The organism is Burkholderia sp. BCC0419, assembly GCF_902830285.1.
In the GTDB taxonomy this organism is placed as follows: Bacteria; Pseudomonadota; Gammaproteobacteria; order Burkholderiales; family Burkholderiaceae; genus Burkholderia.
The window spans coordinates 81,362-102,124 of the sequence record NZ_CADESR010000011.1; the positions used below are offsets into that span (position 1 = coordinate 81,362).

A 20,763-nucleotide genomic window follows, 5' to 3' on the forward strand; every position below is an offset into this window, starting at 1 on the left:
CCTGTTCCCGAGGAGTCAGCTTGCGAACATCGGGGAATTTTTTGTCCCTTTCGGATCAGATGGATATCCGAATCGGAAGTCTTGGTATATCCCTGTCATATCCGCGTTTCAGGGGCACAGCATGCTGGTGCACAAGTTCACCAACCCGTATTTGTGACGCTTCGCTTGTTGCTCTTCGAGACGACGTTGCTTGCGTTCTTCGGGCGTCAAAATCTTGTATGCTCGGCTTATTGTGACGACGGATAGCATCTGCGGAAACGAGCCGTCCAGGGGATTGGCGTAACCGAGAGCGACATCGACGGGGAATTTACTGCCCGGAATGTTTTTTGATCGATAACGAAAATCTTGCGCATTTGGCATGCTCGGATGGCGCAGTAATGTCTCATTGCCGTACTCTCGATTTCCATCCGAATCAATCCAAAAATCTTCCAATTGAAGATCGGCCTTGATTTCCGTATCAGGCAAACCCTCGATCATCGGACTAAGACGAATCGTTATTTTGGCCGGAACGATTTTCACTGATGAGCGATCATCATTATAATCTTCCGGGTCGGTGCGCGTTAAAAGTTGAATTGTCGTTGATGCTAAGGAACGATTGGCGTAATGATAAAGAGCGCCGTAGGCGGATTTTTGAGTCCATGTCGAAAAGAGCTTCCCAAAGGTCATATCCCGTGGGTCAAATGGCTGGTCATCGCGCAGGATCGCCATCGCTGTTTTGAGGATGCTCCGTACCGTGGCTCGCTGTTCATCAGCGGTTACTGTTATTTTGAACCCCTCCCCCAATGGTTCGTAGTGACTCACTATAGGCTCCTGTGCATGTGCCGGGATTACGAACGAAAGCACGATCAGGACGGCCCCAATAGGCTTGCAGCACCTCTGTATCTTCTTCATGTAAGTCGCTCCGGCAGCTCTCTTCGAAACTGAAGCTGCGTATCGCCACACGGACCCGCTAGGTCAACGCGCCCCGATGAAGGAGGCGTGGGCGCGGCACATCCGAGGCATCAACCGCCGCGCGGCAAACGCGATCGCACCGTGGGAATGACTAACGTCGATGCGACGACAAGTCACCCTTCCTCCGCCCACCGCGGCTTCTCATATTCCTCCAACCACATCCATCGCCCGGGTTCGAAGAGGTTCGTGTATTGCCCTCGTTCTGCTTGCTCCCGAGGGGTCAACTTGCGAACATCGGGAAATTTTTGCCCTTTCCTGACCAATAACTGATCCGAATCCGATGTTTTCGTGTATCCCTGCCATATCCCCGTTTCAGGGCATAGCATGCCCGTACACAGATTCATCAACCCGTATTTATGGCGCTTCGCTTGTTGCTCTTCCAAGCGGCGCTGCTTGCGCTCCTCTGGTGCCAGGATTTTGTATGTGCGGCGTATTTCGACTATCCACAATTGCTGCGGAGATGATCCATCTAGCGGATTTATGTAAGCAAGATCGACATCGATCGGAAATTTACTGCCCGGAATATCTTTCGAGCGGTAGCGAAAGGACTGTAAATTGGGAGCATCGGGGGTGCGCCCTCTCATTTCATTTCCATATTCACGATTCCCGCGAGAGTCAATCCAAAAGTCTTCTAACTGGAGAAGCGATTTGATTTCCGTATCAGGCAGATTGGCAACCCTTGCGTCAACGACTATTCTGACCCCAGCCGGAACAATCTTCACCTTATTTCGATCATCGCTGTAGTCCTCCGGATCGTCACCTGTGGAAAACTCAATCTTCGTCCCATATAGCGAGCGATTTGCATACTTGTAGAGAAACCCTTTCGCAGGGGGGTGTGTCCACGTTGTGTAGTTTGTTCCGAAGACAATGTGCTCCGGATCGTATGCCGCATCATCCCGCAGGATTTCCATTGAGGTTTTAAGGATGGTTCGCAGCATGACGCGCTGTTCTTCGTCGGTCGTCTGCATTCTAAATCCCTCCCCCAATGGTTTTAAGTGAAGCATCGTATTCTCCTGTGCATGTACCGGGATTACGCACGAAAGCACGATCAGGACGGTCCCAATAGGTTTGCACCACTTCCGCACACGCATAGGCATCTTCTTCATGTAACTGGCTCCGGTAACCCTCTTCGAAACTCACCATCTTGGCCGCCGTTTCTGGCGACACCCTCAACAGCTTGCACACTTCGGCCTGTGCAATTTGTACATCAGGCTTCACATCAGCTCCGCCTGTCTGATTTTGCATGTAGGAAATAGTCCAGTAATAGTGGAAAACCAACATGCGATGCAGCCCCGTCATTACCCTCGTGTCATCTGGAAGTCGCGTCTTTTCGGCTACTTCAAAGACATCCTTGCGAATATTTGTTTTATAAATATTAATTGCTTTCGAGAACATCGCATAGTCGATCGGATGTTGTTGAAGCAGGGCCATCATCCAGAATGTTTGTTGGCAATGTCGCGCTTCGTGATAAAGCAAATCCGCGAAAGCCTGCAGGGACCCATCCAAAGCGGTCGCATTATTCGATGACGAAATGATCTTCGTGATTTCTCTCTCTTGGATAGCTATTGACCAGCGGCTTCCAATAAATGATGCGCTAACATCCGGGCGCATGTTGTATCTGGCTCTGCCTTCCTTTTCATTAACAATATCGATCGTTGGAGTCACGCCATTTGATCTAAGCGGGTCACCCGACGCCCCCCTGGGCAACCCAAATGGCCCCGTCGCAAGGGCGGTATTCAATACATTGCCAACCGCAAGCGCGATACTTTCCTTCAGATCGTTCGATACCTCGCCACTCAACGTTTTGAACTTGCTCCACTCGATCCCGGTGAGCGCTTTCTTGATCGCCGCTGTATAGGCCTTCGTCACCGGATACTCAACATCCCGGCGCACTGGCATGTCCGGAGGCGTATCGCCCTGTTTAGCCCCGTCAACGAAGTGATGGAAGCGCAATCCGAAGTTGAGCGGATCGCAGGTCGCGAACGCCGCCGGCTGACTCTCGGACGTGACCCCCTGCTCCGGGGTGCTGACCTTCTTGCCCTTGATCGTCGCGGTGCGCTTGTCGGCATTCGGTGCCTTGGCGGTGTAGGGCGTCGCGTTATCGCGCACGATGGCCGCCCGGTTGACCGCAATCACCTTGTCCGGATCGCTCGCCGCCAGCAGTTCCACTGTACCGAACGCGATGTCATGGCTCGTTATCACGTCCGTTTCGCCCAGTTCGTTACTCACCCCCTCGATCACGCGACCGTTATCGAGTGTGACGCGGTACGGCTGGTTCGGTAGCGCGAACCCACTGTCGTGTTCCAGCAGCACAAAGTGCGCCGCGAACTGCCCTGGATGCTCGGGCGTGACCGGCAGGCGCATCGGCCGCACCTGCGCAGCGTCAGTCTGATGACTGCCCGCGTGGATCGTGTGCTCGCCGGCCGTCTTGACGACATAGCCCCGTTCGCTGATGCGGACCTCCGTACTGCCGGCGTGCAGCACGATTTCCTCAGCCGCGTGCAGATGAATGCTGTCGGTCGTGCTGGTGATCTGGATCGATTGTTTGGCCTTCATGTCGATGCCGTCGGTCTGCGCTTCGACACGCACCTTGCCGCCAGCGGCGATCAGCGCCATACCTGCCTTGTGAACAAATAGCGAGAACGCGTTCGACACACTCGCGAGCAGAGAACGCCCCACGGCAATCCCGACATGCCGGCCGCTCGTCACGGCGACATCCTCGTTGCTGGCGATGTGGACACCGCGCTCGGCGGCGAGGCTGATGCCCGCTGGTCCGGCCAGCACGATGTCGGCTTCGGTGAGTTCGGGAAAGTGGTCCGGATCCCCCGATGGATTTCCCTTGATCGCATCGTTGCGCGCGTTGATCGCCTTGACGACTTCGCTCTGGTCCGCACCGTGTCGTTGCGCGTCGTGCCGTTGCGCCAGCCCGGACAGACTCTCTTGCAGCTCGCGCGCGCCAGTCAGCCGTCCAATGGCCTCCTTCGCGTCCTTCGCTTGGCCCGCACCGCCCGGTTGACCATCTGTCGTAACGAACAGGCCTTTCAACGCCCGCATCACGCCCCAATCGTCGGTACGCAGATCGAAGCCCTTGCCGCGCGCCTCGGCACGCCCCTTTTTCTTCAGCATGCGCCGCAGGTTGCCGAGACTAAGCTGCGATGTGCCGGCATCGCTCGCAATCTGCGTATGAATTTGCCCCTGCGTGTCGTCGATTGCGACGTGGCCGGATGCCGTGCCTTGGTGCTCGCGGCCACGCAGTATCGACACGCCCTGGTTGTGCGGCATGTCCAGCGCCGGCTGACGGAACGCATTCACGAGGCTGCCCGCAATGACCGGCAAATCGGGATCGCCGTAGTAGTGCATGACGGCAACCTCATGGCCGATCCGAGGGATGAACGTCGCGCCCATGTCGATGCCTTGCCATGGTGACAACACGCGCAGCCAGATTCCAGAGCGCTCGTCGTGCGGGCCTTGACGGTCCCATTCGAACTGCACCTTGACCCGACCGTATTGGTCCGTCCAGACCTCCTGTCCGGCGGGTCCGACCACGACGGCCTTTTCGGGGCCGCTCAATACGGGCTTGCTGACACTGCGCTCCAGGCGGAACGGCTCATTCGCCGGCAGCAGCTCGAACTGCGTTTCGACGCGGTACGTTTGCGCGACGCCGGCGCGGCCTCCGATTTCCTCGATGTCGAGCGCGCAGGACACGACGAGATATTCACGGTTTGCGGCCTGCTGTGGATATCCCGTCAGCGTGAAGGTGTGGCCGACGATCAGCCCGCGCAGATTGCCGGCTCCCTTGGCACGCAGCCCCGCACAGCGTTGCGCCTCAAGCTGTACGCGAGCCAGGTGGCGCGCTTCCAGATCCGTATCTTTCGGCTGGCCCGCGAGACCTTGTGCGCCCGCCAGCGGTTGGCTGTAGTCGCCCCATGCGTAGATTTCCCCGTCGGCGCTCGCCGTGTTGCGCGGGTCTTCCTCGGTAACCGCCAGCCTCGCGCGCGGGCGTGTGTAGTCATAGTCCGTCACGGTCACGCGGCCTGCCGTGAGTCGGCTTGTTACCGACAGCGCATGAATGTGCTCTTCGTCAATGTGCTTGCTGTCCGGCGGCAGATAGCGCAGCGTCTCATAAGCAGGACCGTGGGGGTGATGGCCGCCGGTCGTGTCGCACAAGACCAGGCGGTGATAGCCGTCATCGTGCTCGAACCACCACCAGATGCCCCATTCTTCCCACAGTCGTTGCAGGAACGCCCAGTCCGACTCGAACGCCTGACGCTGCACGTCGCGTTTCGGATAACCCCCGCGGAATGCGCCCGCCAGACGCTTGTCGACCGTGTACGGATACTTCGACAGCACGGCGTCGGTGATCTCGACGACGTTCATCTCCTGAAAGAGTCGGCTGTCCTGCGTCAGCGTCGCGCGCCAGAGCCACGGGCGCAATTCGAGTTCGTACAGGATCGAATCTCGGTCCTGGCCCACAATCCGTGCCGCTTCGACCAGCCCTGTGATTTCGCGCGTGCCGGCGCCGATATTGCCGAGTCCGTTGTTGCCCGCCAAACCGGGAATAAAACGGCCTTTGCCGTCGAGTTGGATGGAAACGGTGACTTCGGTGCCAACCACTTTATCCAGATCGAGATTGGCCGTGACGCTCGGAGAAAACGCGTAAGCATCATCGGTTCGCAGCGTAACGAGATAACGGCATGCTTCAATACGACCGATTGCTTCGGTGCCTTTCAATCGCACCGGAACAAATACCGGGAGCGCATCCATCCCGTAAGTGGGTAACGCGGCACCGGAGATGGACAGCGTACGGGTCTGGTTCAGGATCGACATGATTTTGATCCTCTTGCGTCAGGCACCGACGACCGTGGCGCCGCACCCGGTCTTGTCGTCTAGATATCCGACCAGGCGGCCACGGTGCGTACGCGGGCCGCTTGCAAGCAGCGGAAAGACGCCGCCGCATTTCGAGCAAGCCACGCCGTGTCCGTCCAGTGCCACGCCAATGCCGAGATGCTTGAGATCATCGGCGGCTTCGATGACGGTGCCGCCATGATCGGTGGCGTCTCCTAGGCGAACCATGTCGCGGCCTTGTGCGTTCTTCATCGATGACTCGTGCGAGGAATGAAGCCGTTCTTTTACCTCGCCACGATGTGATGCACAATTTTCAAGATGGAAATCGACCGTTTTCGATAATTTGATTAGTAGATCGACCGATAAATTCGTACTTATACGATCCCGCTGCGGACATGGATGCGCGTTGAGATTGGCGTCGCGACTACGCGATTCCACCCGGACCTGCTGGTAAGATGGCCCGCAATTCCATCCTGCCCGCACCATGAGTTCCGCCCCGACCAAGCCCGCGAATCAGAAAAACGCCGCCAAGAACGCCGCCCGCGCGACGGCCGACAAGCCGAAGGCGCGCGTGCAACAACGCCTGACCTACGTGATCGGCGGCCTCGACCGGCTGCTGCGCCGTCACATGACCGACGCACTCGCGCCGCTCGGCATCACGCTCGCGCAATACACGGCGCTGTCGGTGCTCGAGGCGCGCGGCGCATCGTCGAACGCGCAGCTGGCCGAGCGCTCGTGGATCACGCCGCAATCGGCGAACGAGGTGATGAGCGTGATGGCCGCCCGCGGTTTCGTCACGCGCGAAGCCGATCCGTCACATGGCCGCATCATCCTGCTGACGCTGACCGATGCAGGCGCGACGATGCTGCGCGAATGCGAAGCCGTGCTGCGTCCGCTCGAGGCACGCATGCTCGGCGACATCGCGGCCGACGACGCCGCGCACGTGCAGCACGCGCTCGAACTGTTCTCGCGCAACCTGCGCGGCTGACCGCTTCCCCGATTTTCACGACGCGAGCCCGCCGGGCCCCGCTCGCTTCGTACGCGCCATCGACGGTTGCCCGACCGCTCCCCGATTTCCCCAACGCTTTCTCCGCTTTCCGCTCCGGGTTTACACCGGCGCTCGTGCCGCTTGCAATATCAGGTAGCCTGATATTAAATGAAGTCGTCCGCAGCAGGCATGCTGCGCACCGAATCGCACAGGAACGAACGACAGGAACAGACATGAGCAAGTACGACAACCGCTGGCAGACCGTTGAAGTGAAAGTGGAGGCCGGCATCGCGTGGGTCACGCTGAATCGCCCCGAGAAGCGCAACGCAATGAGCCCGACGCTGAACCGGGAAATGCTGGAAGTCCTCGACGCGGTCGAGTTCGACGACGAGGCGAAGGTGCTGGTGCTGACCGGCGCGGGCGCCGCGTGGACGGCCGGCATGGATCTGAAGGAATATTTCCGCGAGATCGACGGCGGCTCCGACGCGCTGCAGGAAAAGGTGCGCCGCGACGCATCGGACTGGCAGTGGCGCCGCCTGCGGATGTACAACAAGCCGACGATCGCGATGGTGAACGGCTGGTGTTTCGGCGGCGGGTTCTCGCCGCTCGTCGCGTGCGACCTCGCGATCGCGGCGGAAGACGCAGTGTTCGGGCTGTCGGAGATCAACTGGGGCATCCCGCCGGGCAACCTCGTCAGCAAGGCGATGGCGGACACGGTCGGGCATCGCCGCGCGCTGCACTACATCATGACCGGCGACACGTTCACCGGCGCGGAAGCGGCCGAGATGGGCCTCGTGAACAGCAGCGTGCCGCTCGCCGACCTGCGTGACGCGACGATCGCGCTCGCCGCGCGGCTGATGGACAAGAACCCGGTCGTGCTGCGCGCGGCGAAGCATGGATTCAAGCGTTCGCGCGAACTCACGTGGGAACAGTGCGAGGATTACTTGTATGCGAAGCTCGACCAGGCGCAACTGCGCGACCCGGAGCGCGGCCGCGAGCAGGGGCTGAAGCAGTTCCTCGACGACAAGACGATCAAGCCGGGCCTGCAGGCATACAAGCGCTGAGACAAGCGCCGACGCAGCCGCCGGCATCACCGCCGGCGTAATCGCAAGAGACAGGCAAGGCAGGAGACGACATGACCGACAGACGGATGCTGATCGGCGGCGAGTGGTGCAACGCCCGCGACGGCCGCACCTTCGACCGCTTCAACCCCGCGACGGGCGCGCTCGCGTCGCACGCGCCGGCGGCCGGCGTGGCCGACGCCGACGCGGCCATCGACGCCGCGCACCGCGCGTTCCCCGCATGGGCGGCGCTTGCGCCGACCGAGCGGCGCCGCTGGCTGCTGAAGGCGGCCGACCTGATGGACGCGCGCATCGACGAGATCATCGCGACCGGCGTGGCCGAAACGGGCGCGACGCCCGGCTGGCTCGGCTTCAACGTGACGCTCGCGGCGAACATGCTGCGCGAGGCCGCGTCGATGACGACGCAGATCGCCGGCGACGTGATCCCGTCCGACGTACCGGGCAATCTCGCGCTCGCGATGCGCGTGCCGTGCGGCGTGGTGCTCGGCATCGCGCCGTGGAACGCGCCGGTGATCCTCGGCACGCGTGCGCTGGCGATGCCGCTCGCCTGCGGCAACACGGTCGTGCTGAAGGCGTCGGAAGCGTGCCCGGGCGTGCACGCGCTGATCGGCGCGGTGCTGGACGAAGCGGGGCTCGGCGCCGGCGTGGTGAACGTGATCACGCACGCGGCGGCCGATGCACCCGAACTCGTCGAGCGGATGATCGCGCATCCGCACGTGAAGCGGATCAACTTCACCGGGTCGACGCACGTCGGCCGCATCATCGCGCGCCACGCGGCCACGCACCTGAAGCCCGTGCTGCTCGAACTCGGCGGCAAGGCGCCGGTGCTCGTGCTCGACGATGCGGATCTCGACGCGGCCGTCGACGCGATCGCGTTCGGCGCATTCTTCAACCAGGGGCAGATCTGCATGTCGACCGAGCGCGTGATCGCCGCGCGACCGATCGCCGATGCGCTCGTCGAGCGGCTCGCCGCGAAGGCGCGCACGCTGGTCGCGGGCGATCCGCTGGCCGGCCATCCGCTCGGCACGATGGTCGATGCGTCGGCCGCCGCGCGCGCGGCGTCGCTGGTCGACGATGCGCGTGCGCATGGCGCGCAACTGCCGCTCGGCTGCCGTGTGGAAGGCGCGACGATGCAGCCCGCGATCGTCGACGGCGTCACGCGCGACATGCGGCTCTATCGCGAGGAGTCCTTCGCGCCGGTCGTCGCGATCCTGCGTGCGGATAGCGACGACGAAGCGGTCGCGCTCGCGAACGACAGCGAGTTCGGGCTGTCGGCGAGCGTGTTCAGCCGCGATATCGCGCGTGCAATGGCGGTCGCACGGCGGATCGAATCGGGGATCTGCCATATCAACGGGCCGACCGTGCACGACGAAGCGCAGATGCCGTTCGGCGGCACGAAGGCGAGCGGCTACGGCCGCTTCGGCAGCCGCGCGTCGATCGCCGAATTCACCGAGCTGCGCTGGATCACGGTGCAGACCACGCCGCGGCACTACCCAATATGAGCGAGACGACGATGAATGTTGCGACGCCCGCCAGCGGGCCGGTGACCGACACGGGCGGCGTGCGCTATCGCGCGGCCGCCGTCGCGGTCGGTGCGGCCGAGATTCGCCGCGACGACGACGGTACCTGGTACCTGCGCTCGCGCGAGCCGCTCGGCGATTACCCGACACGCATCACCGACTGCCTCGTGCGCGGCGCGCAAGCGCATCCGGACCGCGTGCTGGCCGCGCGGCGCGGCGCCGGCGGGCACTGGATCGAGATCACCTACGCGCAGATGCTCGAACGCGCCCGCGCGCTCGGCCAGGGGCTCGTCGATCTCGGGCTGTCGGCCGAACGTCCGCTCGCGGTGCTGTCCGGCAACGATCTCGAGCACCTGCAGCTGATGTTCGCGGCGATGCTGGCCGGCGTGCCGTACTCGCCGATCTCGCCCGCGTATTCGCTGGTGTCGACCGACTACGGCAAGCTGCGTCACACGCTCGGCGTGCTGCGGCCGGGCGCGGTGTTCGTCGCCGAACGCGCGCCGTTCGCGCGTGCGCTCGACGCGACGTTGCCGGCCGATGCGGCGCTGATCGTCGCGCGCGATGCGGATGCGGATGCCGATGCCGAGGCCCGCGCGCTACCGCTGTCGCGCCTGCTCGCCACCGTCCCGCGCACGATCGACGCGATCCACGCGGCGGTCGGCCCCGACCATCTCGCGAAGATCCTGTTCACGTCCGGTTCGACGAAGCAGCCGAAGGCCGTGCCGACCACGCACCGGATGCTGTGCAGCAACCAGCAGATGCTGCGCCAGACGATGCCGGAACTCACGCGCGAACCGCCGGTGCTGGTCGACTGGCTGCCGTGGAATCACACGTTCGGCGGCAGTCACAACCTCGGCATCGCGCTGTACAACGGCGGCACGCTGTATATCGACGACGGCCGCCCGATGCCCGGCCGCTTCGACGAAACCGTGCGCAACCTGCGCGAGATCGCGCCGACGATCTACTTCAACGTGCCGAAAGGCTGGGAGGAGCTGACCGCCGCGCTCGAACGCGATGCCGCGCTGCGCGACACGTTCTTCTCGCGCGTGAAGCTGTATTTCTTCGGCGGCGCGGGGCTGTCGCAGGCCGCGTGGGACCGGCTCGACCGCGTGACCGAAGCGCATTGCGGCGAGCGCATCCGGATCATGGCCGGCCTCGGGATGACGGAGGCGTCGCCGTCGTGCCTGTTCACGACGGGGCCGCTGATGCGCGCCGGCTATATCGGGCTGCCCGCGCCCGGCTGCGACGCGAAGCTCGTACCGTGCGGCGGCAAGCACGAACTGCGCTTCAAGGGGCCGAACGTGATGCGCGGCTACTGGCACGCGGAGGTCGATCCGCGCGACGTGTTCGACGAAGAAGGCTATTACCGCAGCGGCGACGCGGGCGTCTTTGCCGATCCGGCGCGGCCGGAACTCGGGCTGCTGTTCGACGGCCGGTTGACCGAGGATTTCAAGCTGAGCAGCGGCACGTTCGTCAGCGTCGGGCCGTTGCGCGCGAACGCGGTGTCGACCGGCGCGCCGTACGTGCAGGACGTGGTCGTCACCGGGATCGATCGCGACGACATCGGCTTGCTGGTGTTCCCGCGCGTCGATGCATGCCGTGCGCTGGCGGGGCTCGCCGCCGATGCGTCCGTGACCGACGTGCTGCGCGCGCCGGCCGTGCGTGCGGCGTTCGCGGCGTGGCTCGCCGCGCTGAACCGGAACGCGAGCGGCGGCTCGACGTTCGTCGCGCGGATCCGGCTGGTCGACACGCCGCCGTCGCTCGATCTCGGCGAAGTGACCGACAAGGGTTCGCTGAACCAGGCGGCCGTGCAGAAGCATCGCGCGGCGATGATCGACGCGCTGTACGACCCGGCGCGGCGCGATCCCGACGTGATTTACGCGTAAGCAGCACGCACGAACAGCAAGCAGTAGTAAGCAGCAACAAGCAGGCACAACGACCGGCCGGCCACGACACCGGCAGGCACGCTTGCGGCCAGTGAATCAGGTTGCCTGATAAAGGCAGCCGTTCATACGACACCACCTCGCGCGCCGATCCGCCACTGGCCGGCGGCGGCGCGCGGCGGTCGTTGCACGGCCGACCGACTACAAGACATGGGATTGGAGACAGAATGAACACCTACGTTGCCGAAAAATCCACGGTCGCGACCACGCTCGCGCTGTGTTTCGCGATCGCTCTCCTCGAAGGGCTCGACCTGCAGTCGGTCGGCGTCGCCGCGCCGCGAATGGCGCGCGAATTCGGGCTGTCCGTATCGCAGATGGGCATCGCGTTCAGCGCGGGCACCTTCGGGCTGCTGCCGGGCGCGATGCTCGGCGGGCGGCTCGCCGACCGGATCGGCCGCAAGCGCGTGCTGATCGCGTCGGTCGTGCTGTTCGGGCTGCTGTCGATCGCGACCGCGCAGGTATCGACCTTCGCGATGCTGGTCGTCGTGCGCGTGCTGACCGGCATCGGCCTCGGCGGCGCGATGCCGAACCTGATCGCGCTGTCGTCCGAAGCGGTCGAGCCGCGCTCGCGCAGCAGCGCGGTCGCGACGATGTACTGCGGGATCCCGTTCGGCGGCGTGATCGCATCGGTGATCGGCGTGCTGCTCGCGGGCGACACCGAATGGCGGCACATCTTCTACGTCGGCGGCGTGGGCCCGCTGCTGCTCGTGCCGCTGCTCGTGTGGTTCCTGCCGGAATCGCGCGCGTATCTCGACGTCGCGGGCACGCAGGCCGCACGCACCAGCGTCGCACGCACGCTGTTCGGCGACGGCCGTACGACGTCGACGGTCGCGCTGTGGGTCAGCTACTTCTGCACGCTGATCGTCCTCTACTTCCTGCTGAACTGGCTGCCGTCGCTGATGGCCTCGCGCGGGCTCGATCGCGCCCACGTCGGCCTCGTGCAGATCGCGTTCAACGTCGGCGCGGGGCTCGGCGCACTCGGCATCGGTGCGGCGCTCGACCGGATGCGCGCGTCGCGCGTGGTCGGCGGCATGTATGTCGGGATCGTGCTGTCGCTCGCCACGCTCGCGGCCGCGCCCGGTTTCGCGTCGCTCGCGGCGGCCGCGTTCGCGGCCGGGATGTTCGTGGTCGGCGGGCAGTCGGTGCTGTATGCGCTCGCGGCGATCTACTACCCGACCGCGATGCGCGGCACCGGCGTCGGCGCGGCGGTGGCGGTCGGCCGGCTCGGCTCCGTCGTCGGGCCGCTTGCGGCCGCGACGCTGCTGGCCGCGGGCCGCAGCGCGCCCGTCGTGATCGGCGCGAGCATCCCCGTCACGCTCGTCGCGGCCTTCGCTGCGTTCGTGCTGATTCGCCGCCCGCAAGCCGGCGACTGAGGTTTCGATTTTTCAATGCGCGCCGTCAGAGCGCGCTTACTCAAGGTCTGGAGACGCAACGATGAAGACGAAGACAAGGAACGGCCTGCTGGCCGCCGGCGCGTGCTGCGCGCTCGCCGCGCCGGGCGCGCATGCGCAGTCGAGCGTGACGCTATACGGGATCATCGATACGGGCGTCGAATTCGTGTCGCACGCGAACGCGGCCGGCGACCACGTGGTGCGCATGCCGGGCGTGACGGGCGAGCTGCCGTCGCGCTGGGGGCTGCGCGGCACCGAGGATCTTGGCGGCGGCTACCAGGCGGTGTTCACGCTCGAAAGCGGCTTCAACGTGCGCGGAGGCGATCTCGGGCAGGGCGGCCGGCTGTTCGGGCGGCAGGCGTTCGTCGGGCTGAAGAGCGGCTTCGGCACGCTCGCGTTCGGCCGCCAGTACACGATGACCTACCTCGCGCTGCAGGGCGCGGACATCATCGGTCCCGACATCTACGGGCTCGGCTCGTTCGACGCGTACGTGCCGAACGGGCGCGCCGACAACGCGATGACCTACGTCGGCACGTATCGCGGCGTGACGCTCGGCGCCGCGTATTCGTTCGGCCGCGACGGCGCGGGCACCGGCAACTCGCCGGGGCAGGGCACGTGCGCGGGCCAGGTGCCGGGCGACGCCGTCCAGTGCCGCAACTGGTCGGTGATGCTCAAGTACGACAGCGCGTATTTCGGTGCGGCGGCGTCGTACGAGGAGCAGCGCGGCGGCACCGGCGCGGCCGCGAACTTCTTCGACGGCGTCGCGCCCGTCCCGTTCACGAGCAGCGGCGGCAAGGATGCCCGCACGCACGTGAGCGCGTATGCGCAGGCGGCCGGCGCGAAGATCGGCGCGGGCTGGATCGGGCGGCGCGTGTCGACCGGTTCGCCGGCCGCGGCCGGCGCGCATTCGGACCTGTTCTTCGTCGGCGCGTCGTATGCAGTGAAACCCGATTTCGTCGTCGACGGCGAAGGCTACCGGATCGTCAACAGCGCGCACGACACGCGCGCGACGATGGCGACGCTGCGTGCGACCTATCTGCTGACCAAGCGCACGGCCGTCTATGCGCAGTCGTCGTATCTGTGGAACAGCGCGCACGCGCGCTACTCGGTCAGCGGCGGCGGGCCCGGCACGACGCCCGGCGCAGGGATGGGGCAGCTCGGCGCGATGGTCGGCGTGCGGCACATGTTCTGATTCACCGGCGTGACGAACCGAACGGGAGTTATCTTGAACAGGAAATCTGCATTCCTCTGTATTGCGCCGTTGTCCGCCGCGGCCGTGCTCGCCGGTTGCGGCGGCGACGATTCGATCGGCGCCGCGCCCACGCACCTGAGCGCCGCGACGCCGGCCGCGATGGCGCAGACCTGCGACGCGCTCGCCGCGAAGCTCGCGTATGCGAACACGTCGTTCACGTCGGTGACGACCGCGGCTGCCGGCGCGCTGACGGTGGCCGGCAAGCCGGTCGCCGAGCACTGCGTGATCGCAGGGAAGATGAACGAGCGCGTGAGCGCAGTGGACGGCAAGACCTATGCGATCGGCTTCGAGATGCGCTTGCCGAAAGCGTGGAACGGCCGCTTCTTCTACCAGGCGAACGGTGGGCTCGACGGCAACGTCGTGACCGCGACCGGCGAGATCGGCGGCGGCGGCCCGCTGACGAACGCACTGAGCCAGGGCTTCGCGGTGATCAGCTCGGATTCCGGGCACAGCGCCGCGCAGAATCCGCTGTTCGGCCTCGATCCGCAGGCGCGGATCGACTACGGCTACGGCGCCGTCGATGCGCTGACGCCGATGGCGAAGCAGGTGATCCGGCTCGCGTACGGCAAGGCGCCCGATCGCAGCTACTTCGGCGGCTGCTCGAACGGCGGCCGTCACGCGATGGTCACGGCGGTGCGCAACCCGGCCGACTACGACGGCATCATCGCGGGCGATCCGGGCTTCCATCTGCCGAAGGCGGCGATCGGCGAGATGTATGGCGCGCAGCAGTTCGCGAAGATCGCGTCGGCCACCGGATCGAACGGTTTGCCGGATATCCGCAGCGGTTTCAACGATGCGGAACGCCAGTTCGTCGGCGCGAAGATCCTCGACAAATGCGATGCGCTCGACGGCGCGACGGACGGGATGGTGCAGGACGTCGCCGCGTGCCAGGCGCACTTCAGCGTCGATGCCGATATCCCGACCTGCGCGAACGGCACGCGCACGGGCGCCTGCCTGACGCCTGCGCAGAAAACCGCACTCGAGAACGTGTTCGCCGGTGCGCGCAACAGCGCGGGCACGGCGCTGTACGCGAGCTTTCCGTACGATCCGGGCGTGGCTGCCGGCGGCTGGGCGTCGTGGAAGCAATCGGCGTCGATCACGCTCGATCCGGCCGCGATGGCGTTCACGTTCATGACGCCGCCGAAAACCGCCGCGGCGCTCGCGAACCTGCCCGGCTTCGCGCTCGGCTTCGACATGGACAACGATGCGCCGGCGATCTTCGCGACGAACGGCGTGTACACGCAATCCGCGTGGTCGTTCATGACGCCGCCCGACGAGACGAACCTGTCCGCGCTGAAGGCGCGCGGCGCGAAGCTGCTCGTCTATCACGGCACCGGCGACCCGGTGTTCTCGTTCAACGACACGCGCGACTGGTACGCGCAGGTCGCGCAGGCGAATGGCGGCGATGCGTCGAGCTTCGCACGCTTCTATCCGGTGCCGGGGATGAACCACTGCGCGGGCGGGCCGGCCGCCGACCAGTTCGACATGCTGACGCCGCTCGTCGCGTGGGTCGAACAGGGGCAGGCGCCCGCGGCGGTCGTTGCTACCGCGCGCGACTCGACGAACGCGGTGCCGAACGCTGACGTGCCGACGTCGTGGGGCGCTGGGCGTACCCGCCCGCTGTGCCCGTATCCGCAGGTCGCGCGCTACAACGGCTCGGGCGACGTGAATTCGGCGGCGAGCTTCAGTTGTCGTTGACGTAGCCGTCGATGAGAAACGGCCGGCGCACGCTATCGCGCGCCGGCCGTTTCGTTGCCGCCTTCATTCGCCGGGATCGATATCGACCGGCACCTCGAGCCCGACCTTCACGCGGCTCATGCTCACCAGCGTCTTGAACCGCTTCACGTTGTTGTTCGCGAAGAACAGCTCGCGCGTGAGCGCGTTGTACTGATCCATGTTGCGCACCGCGAGGATCAGCACGAAATCCCATTCCCCCGTCACGTAGTAGCACTGCTGGATCTGCGGGCAGCGCTCGAACGCGCGCTTCATCGCGTCGAGCTGGTCGATCTGCTCACTTTCGACCTCGACGTTCACGACGATCGTCAGCGGATGATCGACCTTCTCCGGCGCGACGACCGCCGTATAGCGCTCGATCACGCCGTCTTCCGCGAGGCGCCGCAGCCGCCGGTTCACCGCGGCGGTCGACAGGTTGACGCGCGCGCCGAGCTCGGCCTGCGGCGTCTGCGCGTCGCGCTGGACTTCCATCAGCAGCTTGCGATCGAACGCATCGAGAGGGGGCGTCATGATGGCGGGTCAAACCTCGAAAGAATGAGAAATTTTTGCGTCGGAGCCGTCGATTTGGCGATTTTATTGACCGGCATGCGCAATATTATTTTCCCACCGACGGCGAGCGCAACCGGCGCCTGCCCGATCCGACCCACCTGATGGACCGCCCGCGCGGTCCCGATCCCGAGCCTTTCGCCATGCTGATCGCCAACCCGCGCGCGTCGCGCACCACCTACCCCCACGCGCTGCGCCGCGTGATGAACATCGCGTCGGCCGACGAAAGCGGCGCATGGCTCGCGCACTGGCCGCTCGTCGGCAACGCGCGCACGCCGCTGCGGGCGCTGCCCGATCTCGCCGCGCGGCTCGGCGTCGCGAGCGTCAGCGTGAAGGACGAGTCGTGCCGCTCGCCGCTCGGCAGCTTCAAGGCGCTCGGTGCGCCGATCGCGCTGGTGCGGCTCGTGAAGCGGCTGCGGCGCACGCAGGATTTCGATCCGCAAGGGCTCGTCACCGGCCGCTACGCGTCGGAGCTGGCCGACCTGACGGTGATCAGCGCGACCGACGGCAATCACGGGCGCGCGCTGGCCGCCGCCGCGCGCGCGATCGGCTGCGGCTGCGTGATCGTGCTGCACGCGAACGTCGACGCCGAGCGCGAACGCGCGATCTCGGCGTACGGCGCGCGGATCGTGCGCATCGCGGGGAACTACGACGAATCGGTCGTCTGCGCGGCGCAGCTCGCGCAGGCGAACGGCTGGTACGTCGTGTCGGATACGTCGTACGACGGCTACGAAGCGATTCCGCGCGACGTGATGCAAGGCTACGGCGTGATCGCCGCCGAAGCGGTCGCGCAGGCCGCAGAGGACGACGGGCGGCCGTTTACGCACGTGTTCCTGCAGGGCGGCGTGGGCGGCCTCGCCGCAGGCATCGCGAGCTACCTGTGGGAGCGCGACGGCGTGCAGCGGCCGCGCTTCATCGTCGTCGAGCCGCGCCAGGCCGATTGCCTGTACCAGAGCGCGCTGGCCGGGCGCGCGACGAAGGCCACCGGCAGCGTCGATTCGGTGATGGCCGGGCTCGCGTGCGGCGAGGCGTCGCCGCTCGCGTGGGATTTCCTCGAGATGTGCATCGATCACTTCATGCTGATCGACGACGAAGACGCGGTGCAGGCGATGCGCGGCCTTGCAGCCGGCAGCGAACGCGACGTGCCGCTCGTCGTCGGCGAATCGGGCGCGGCCGGCGTGGCGGGGCTGGACGTGCTGATGCGCGACCCGGCGCTCGCGCGGCAGGTCGGGCTCGACGCAAATGCGCGCGTGCTGGCGATCAACACGGAAGGGGCGACCGCGCCGTCCGTGTACCGGAATTGCATCGGCGAGACGGCCGACGCGGTGCTCGCGCGCCAGCGCGACTGGTTGAGCCGCGCGGTGGTGGCGGCCTGAACGACATGACGACCGACGAGGCGAACGCGATGGATGAAACCGACGCAATTGAAGGAAGCACGCTGCACGGGCAACTGAAGAACTGGCGCCGCCATCTGCACCAGTATCCGGAGACGGGTTTCGAAGAGGTGAACACGTCGGACTACGTCGCGCGGATCCTGACGACGCTCGGGCTCGACGTGCATCGCGGCATCGGCGGCACCGGGCTCGTCGCGAACCTGTCGGCCGGCACCGGCACGCGCGCGATCGGCATTCGCGCGGACATGGATGCACTGAACATCGCCGAGCACGCGCCGGGCCGCGAACACGTGTCGCGCACGCCGGGCAAGATGCATGCGTGCGGGCACGACGGCCACATGTCGATGGTGCTCGGCGCCGCGCAGCTGCTCGCCGAGCGCAAGGATTTCGACGGCACGGTGCGCTTCATCTTCCAGCCGGCCGAGGAACACGGCCGAGGCGCGAAGGCGATGATGGCCGACGGGCTGTTCGAGCGCTTTCCGGTCGACGCGATCTTCGGTGCGCACAACATGCCGGGCATGCGCGCGGGCACGTTCTCGACGCGTGCGGGCGGCATCATGGCGAGCGAAGACAATTTCGTGATCCGGATCGACGGGCGCGGCACGCACGCGGCGCGGCCGCACATGGGCATCGATCCGATCGTGATCGGCGCGCAGATCGTGCTCGCGTTGCAGACGATCGTGTCGCGCAATCTCGACCCGGGCCAGCAGGCGGTGATCTCGTGCACGGAATTCATCACCGACGGGCTGCGCAACGTGCTGCCGTCGACCGTGACGATCAAGGGCGACACGCGCAGCTATTCGCGCGACGTGCAGGCGCTGCTGGCAACGCGGATGCGCGAGATCAGCGAAGGGATCTGCCGCACGCACGGCGCGACCTGCACGTTCGACTACACGCACGAGTTCGCGCCGACGGTGAATTCACCGGAATGGGTCGACACGGCCGTGCAGGCCGCCGCGCATGTCGCGGGCGCCGACGCGGTGAACGCCGACGTGCAGCCGATGATGATCTCGGAGGATTTCGGCGCGTTCCTGCAGGCGGTGCCGGGCAATTTCGTGTTCATCGGCAACGGCGAAGCGGCCGGGCAGGGCGGCGTGCCGCTGCACAACGCGACGTATGATTTCAACGACGAGATTTTGCCGATCGGCGCGCGCTATTTCGCGGAAGTCGCGCGGCGCGCGTTGAAGGGAGTGTAGCGGGGCGGGTGCGGGTCGCTGCGTATTCGGTTCGCTGCGCGTGCGGTGCACCTTCGTCATCGACGACTCATCGATGCTCGACCGCACCGGGTTGCCGGCGCGTCGAGGATCATCCGTCGTCGCATTCGATCAACCGGCCAGTTCCCCCAGGCACGCATCGAATTGCTCAACGAGCCGGTCGACATCGTCGGCCGTCGTTTGCGGGCACACGAGCATCATGTTGTGGAACGGCGTGATCAGCACACCGCGATTCAGCAGGTACAGGTGCACGATGTGCTCGAGTTCGCTGTCGAGCTGCGCGTCGGCCAGCGTGCCGTTGCGCGGGGGCACCGACGCGAACTGAAACTCGGTGCGTGCGCCGATGCGCGTCACGCACCACGGCAGCCGGTGTGTCGCGATCGCGTGTTCGAGGCCCGTCGCGAGCCGCCCAGCGAGTGCGAACATGTGCGCATACGCGGCGTCGGTCGCGACTTCGGCGAGCGTCGCGCGCATCGCATGCATCGCGAGCATGTTCGCGGTGAGCGTCGTGCCGATGCCCGAATGGCCGGGCGGTGCGTTCAGCTTCGCCGCTTTCGCGCGTTCCGCGAATTCGGCGCTGAACCCGTACACCGCGCACGGCACGCCGCCCGCGATCGGCTTGCCGACCACCAGCATGTCCGGTTCGAGACCGTGCGCGACCGCGTAACCGCCGGGGCCGCTGCTGATCGTGTGCGTCTCGTCGATCACCAGCAGCGTGCCGTGGCGGCGCGTCAGTTCGCGCGCGGCCTCCCAGAAGCCGGGGTCGGGCAGCACCATGCCGATGTTCGTCATCGCGGGCTCGGCGAGCACGCACGCGACATCGCCGCCCTTCAGCGCCGCTTCGAGCGCGGCCAGATCGTTGAATTCGACGACGCGCGTGTTCGCGAGCAGGTCGTACGACTGCCCGAGCAGGCTGTCGCGCTGCACCGGGCGGCCGTCGACGAGATCGACGAACACGTCGTCGACCGTGCCGTGATAGCAGCCGTTGAACACGACGATCGTGTTGCGGCCGGTGGCCGCGCGCGCCCAGCGCAGCACGAAGCGGTTCGCGTCGCTCGCGCTCAGCGCGAATTGCCAGACCGGCAACCTGAAGCGGCGCGCGAGTTCGCGCGACACCCACGCGGCGTCCTCGCTCGGCAGCATCGTCGTGTAGCCGCGCGTGGCCTGCTCGACGAGCGCGCGCGCGACCGGTTCGGGCGCATGGCCGAACATCGCGCCCGTATCGCCGAGGCAGAAATCGACGTAGCGATGGCCGTCGACATCGGTGAAGGTCGCGCCGCGCGCTTCCTTCACGTAGAGCGAGAACGGGGTCGACCAGTCCTGCATCCAGTGCAACGGCACGCCGAACAGCAAGTGCTCGGACGCTTCCGCGGACAGCGCGCGGGAGACCGGCATGGCTTCGGTGAACGCGTGGCGCTCGCGATCGAACAGCGCGCCGGCGCGGATGAGGTCGACTCCGTGGCGGGTAGGCAAAGGCAGCTCCTGGGCTGTGCGGATAGGGAAACGATAGCGCGGTTGGCGCGGGGCTGACCAGAGGCGGAATGACCGACGCGGATTAGGCCGGGGGAATTCGCGCGTGCGTCCTATTTGATTTCAAGATGGCACTGGTAAATGAAAGCCGTAAAAACCCGTGAAGGTTTCCATGGATTTTTAACGGACTTCTCGCAACCTATCGTTGTTGCATGCCGTGGCGAGGAGGGTTCGCACAACAAGGCTAGTATTGGTTGTTGCGCGAATCTGTTACCTGTTTGCGATCGAATCCAGCCGACTCGATCGTACGCGTCGCGGCTGGGCGCATCGAATGCCACGGGGATCGTGCCGGTTAATTTCGGGATAAGCAGGTTCCGGATTTTCCGGCAAAGGAAGGCGTGGGCGCCCGAATCCCAACCCTCCGGAATGCGGG

15 protein-coding genes are annotated in these 20,763 nt (G+C 65.4%); 9 read left to right on the top strand and 6 right to left on the bottom strand.

From position 1 onward, the window contains the following. Positions 1-108: 108 nt before the first annotated feature. The 4 genes from HWW87_RS32190 to HWW87_RS32205 form a co-directional block, all read right to left on the bottom strand. Positions 109-891: a hypothetical protein gene (locus HWW87_RS32190; protein WP_244107379.1), complete on the bottom strand. Its 783-nt coding sequence runs from the start codon at positions 889-891 to the stop codon at positions 109-111. A gap of 173 nt (positions 892-1,064) precedes the next feature. Then, the gene (locus HWW87_RS32195) at positions 1,065-1,919 is read right to left on the bottom strand and encodes a hypothetical protein (protein WP_175823690.1); all 855 of its coding nucleotides are present in this window, start codon (positions 1,917-1,919) and stop codon (positions 1,065-1,067) included. A gap of 1 nt (position 1,920) precedes the next feature. Next, on the bottom strand, positions 1,921-5,778 hold the full coding sequence (tssI, locus tag HWW87_RS32200) for a type VI secretion system Vgr family protein (protein WP_175823691.1): 3,858 nt from the start codon (positions 5,776-5,778) through the stop codon (positions 1,921-1,923). Positions 5,779-5,796: 18 nt separating this feature from the next. Beyond that, positions 5,797-6,048, bottom strand: a complete 252-nt coding sequence (locus tag HWW87_RS32205; RefSeq protein ID WP_175823692.1) for a PAAR domain-containing protein — start codon at positions 6,046-6,048, stop codon at positions 5,797-5,799. A 232-nt stretch (positions 6,049-6,280) separates the two neighbouring features. Between HWW87_RS32205 and HWW87_RS32210 the strand changes: the two genes are divergently transcribed. From HWW87_RS32210 to HWW87_RS32240, 7 genes are all read left to right on the top strand, one after another. Beyond that, positions 6,281-6,784 carry a MarR family winged helix-turn-helix transcriptional regulator gene (locus HWW87_RS32210; RefSeq protein WP_175823693.1) on the top strand — a complete coding sequence of 168 codons (504 nt, stop codon included), beginning with the start codon at positions 6,281-6,283 and terminating at the stop codon, positions 6,782-6,784. 233 nt (positions 6,785-7,017) lie between these two features. Beyond that, on the top strand, positions 7,018-7,848 hold the full coding sequence (locus HWW87_RS32215; protein ID WP_174432568.1) for a p-hydroxycinnamoyl CoA hydratase/lyase: 831 nt from the start codon (positions 7,018-7,020) through the stop codon (positions 7,846-7,848). 71 nt (positions 7,849-7,919) lie between these two features. Then, positions 7,920-9,368: an aldehyde dehydrogenase gene (locus HWW87_RS32220; RefSeq protein WP_175823694.1), complete on the top strand. Its 1,449-nt coding sequence runs from the start codon at positions 7,920-7,922 to the stop codon at positions 9,366-9,368. Next, complete coding sequence (locus HWW87_RS32225) at positions 9,365-11,272, top strand: feruloyl-CoA synthase (protein WP_175823695.1); 1,908 nt, start codon at positions 9,365-9,367, stop codon at positions 11,270-11,272. Before HWW87_RS32220 ends, HWW87_RS32225 begins: the two co-directional genes overlap by 4 nt. A 224-nt stretch (positions 11,273-11,496) precedes the next feature. Further along, positions 11,497-12,702: a 3-(3-hydroxy-phenyl)propionate transporter MhpT gene (mhpT, locus tag HWW87_RS32230; protein WP_175823696.1), complete on the top strand. Its 1,206-nt coding sequence runs from the start codon at positions 11,497-11,499 to the stop codon at positions 12,700-12,702. 61 nt (positions 12,703-12,763) lie between these two features. Beyond that, the gene (locus tag HWW87_RS32235; RefSeq protein WP_175823697.1) at positions 12,764-13,912 is read left to right on the top strand and encodes a porin; all 1,149 of its coding nucleotides are present in this window, start codon (positions 12,764-12,766) and stop codon (positions 13,910-13,912) included. 33 nt (positions 13,913-13,945) lie between these two features. Further along, entirely contained in the window at positions 13,946-15,670 is a 1,725-nt protein-coding gene (locus HWW87_RS32240) for a tannase/feruloyl esterase family alpha/beta hydrolase (RefSeq protein WP_175823698.1), read from the top strand. Between the two features lie 63 nt (positions 15,671-15,733). On the opposite strand, the gene HWW87_RS32245 is transcribed toward HWW87_RS32240, so the two are convergent. Then, on the bottom strand, positions 15,734-16,216 hold the full coding sequence (locus HWW87_RS32245) for an Lrp/AsnC family transcriptional regulator (RefSeq protein WP_175823699.1): 483 nt from the start codon (positions 16,214-16,216) through the stop codon (positions 15,734-15,736). Between the two features lie 179 nt (positions 16,217-16,395). On the opposite strand from HWW87_RS32245, the gene HWW87_RS32250 reads away from it, so the two are divergent. Both HWW87_RS32250 and HWW87_RS32255 read left to right on the top strand, forming a co-directional pair. Then, the gene (locus tag HWW87_RS32250; protein WP_175823700.1) at positions 16,396-17,628 is read left to right on the top strand and encodes a diaminopropionate ammonia-lyase; all 1,233 of its coding nucleotides are present in this window, start codon (positions 16,396-16,398) and stop codon (positions 17,626-17,628) included. Between the two features lie 29 nt (positions 17,629-17,657). Beyond that, positions 17,658-18,842 carry a M20 aminoacylase family protein gene (locus HWW87_RS32255; RefSeq protein ID WP_175823777.1) on the top strand — a complete coding sequence of 395 codons (1,185 nt, stop codon included), beginning with the start codon at positions 17,658-17,660 and terminating at the stop codon, positions 18,840-18,842. 129 nt (positions 18,843-18,971) lie between these two features. Here the strand turns inward: HWW87_RS32255 and HWW87_RS32260 are convergent, their stop codons facing one another. Beyond that, the gene (locus HWW87_RS32260) at positions 18,972-20,333 is read right to left on the bottom strand and encodes an aspartate aminotransferase family protein (protein WP_175823701.1); all 1,362 of its coding nucleotides are present in this window, start codon (positions 20,331-20,333) and stop codon (positions 18,972-18,974) included. Positions 20,334-20,763 lie beyond the last annotated feature (430 nt).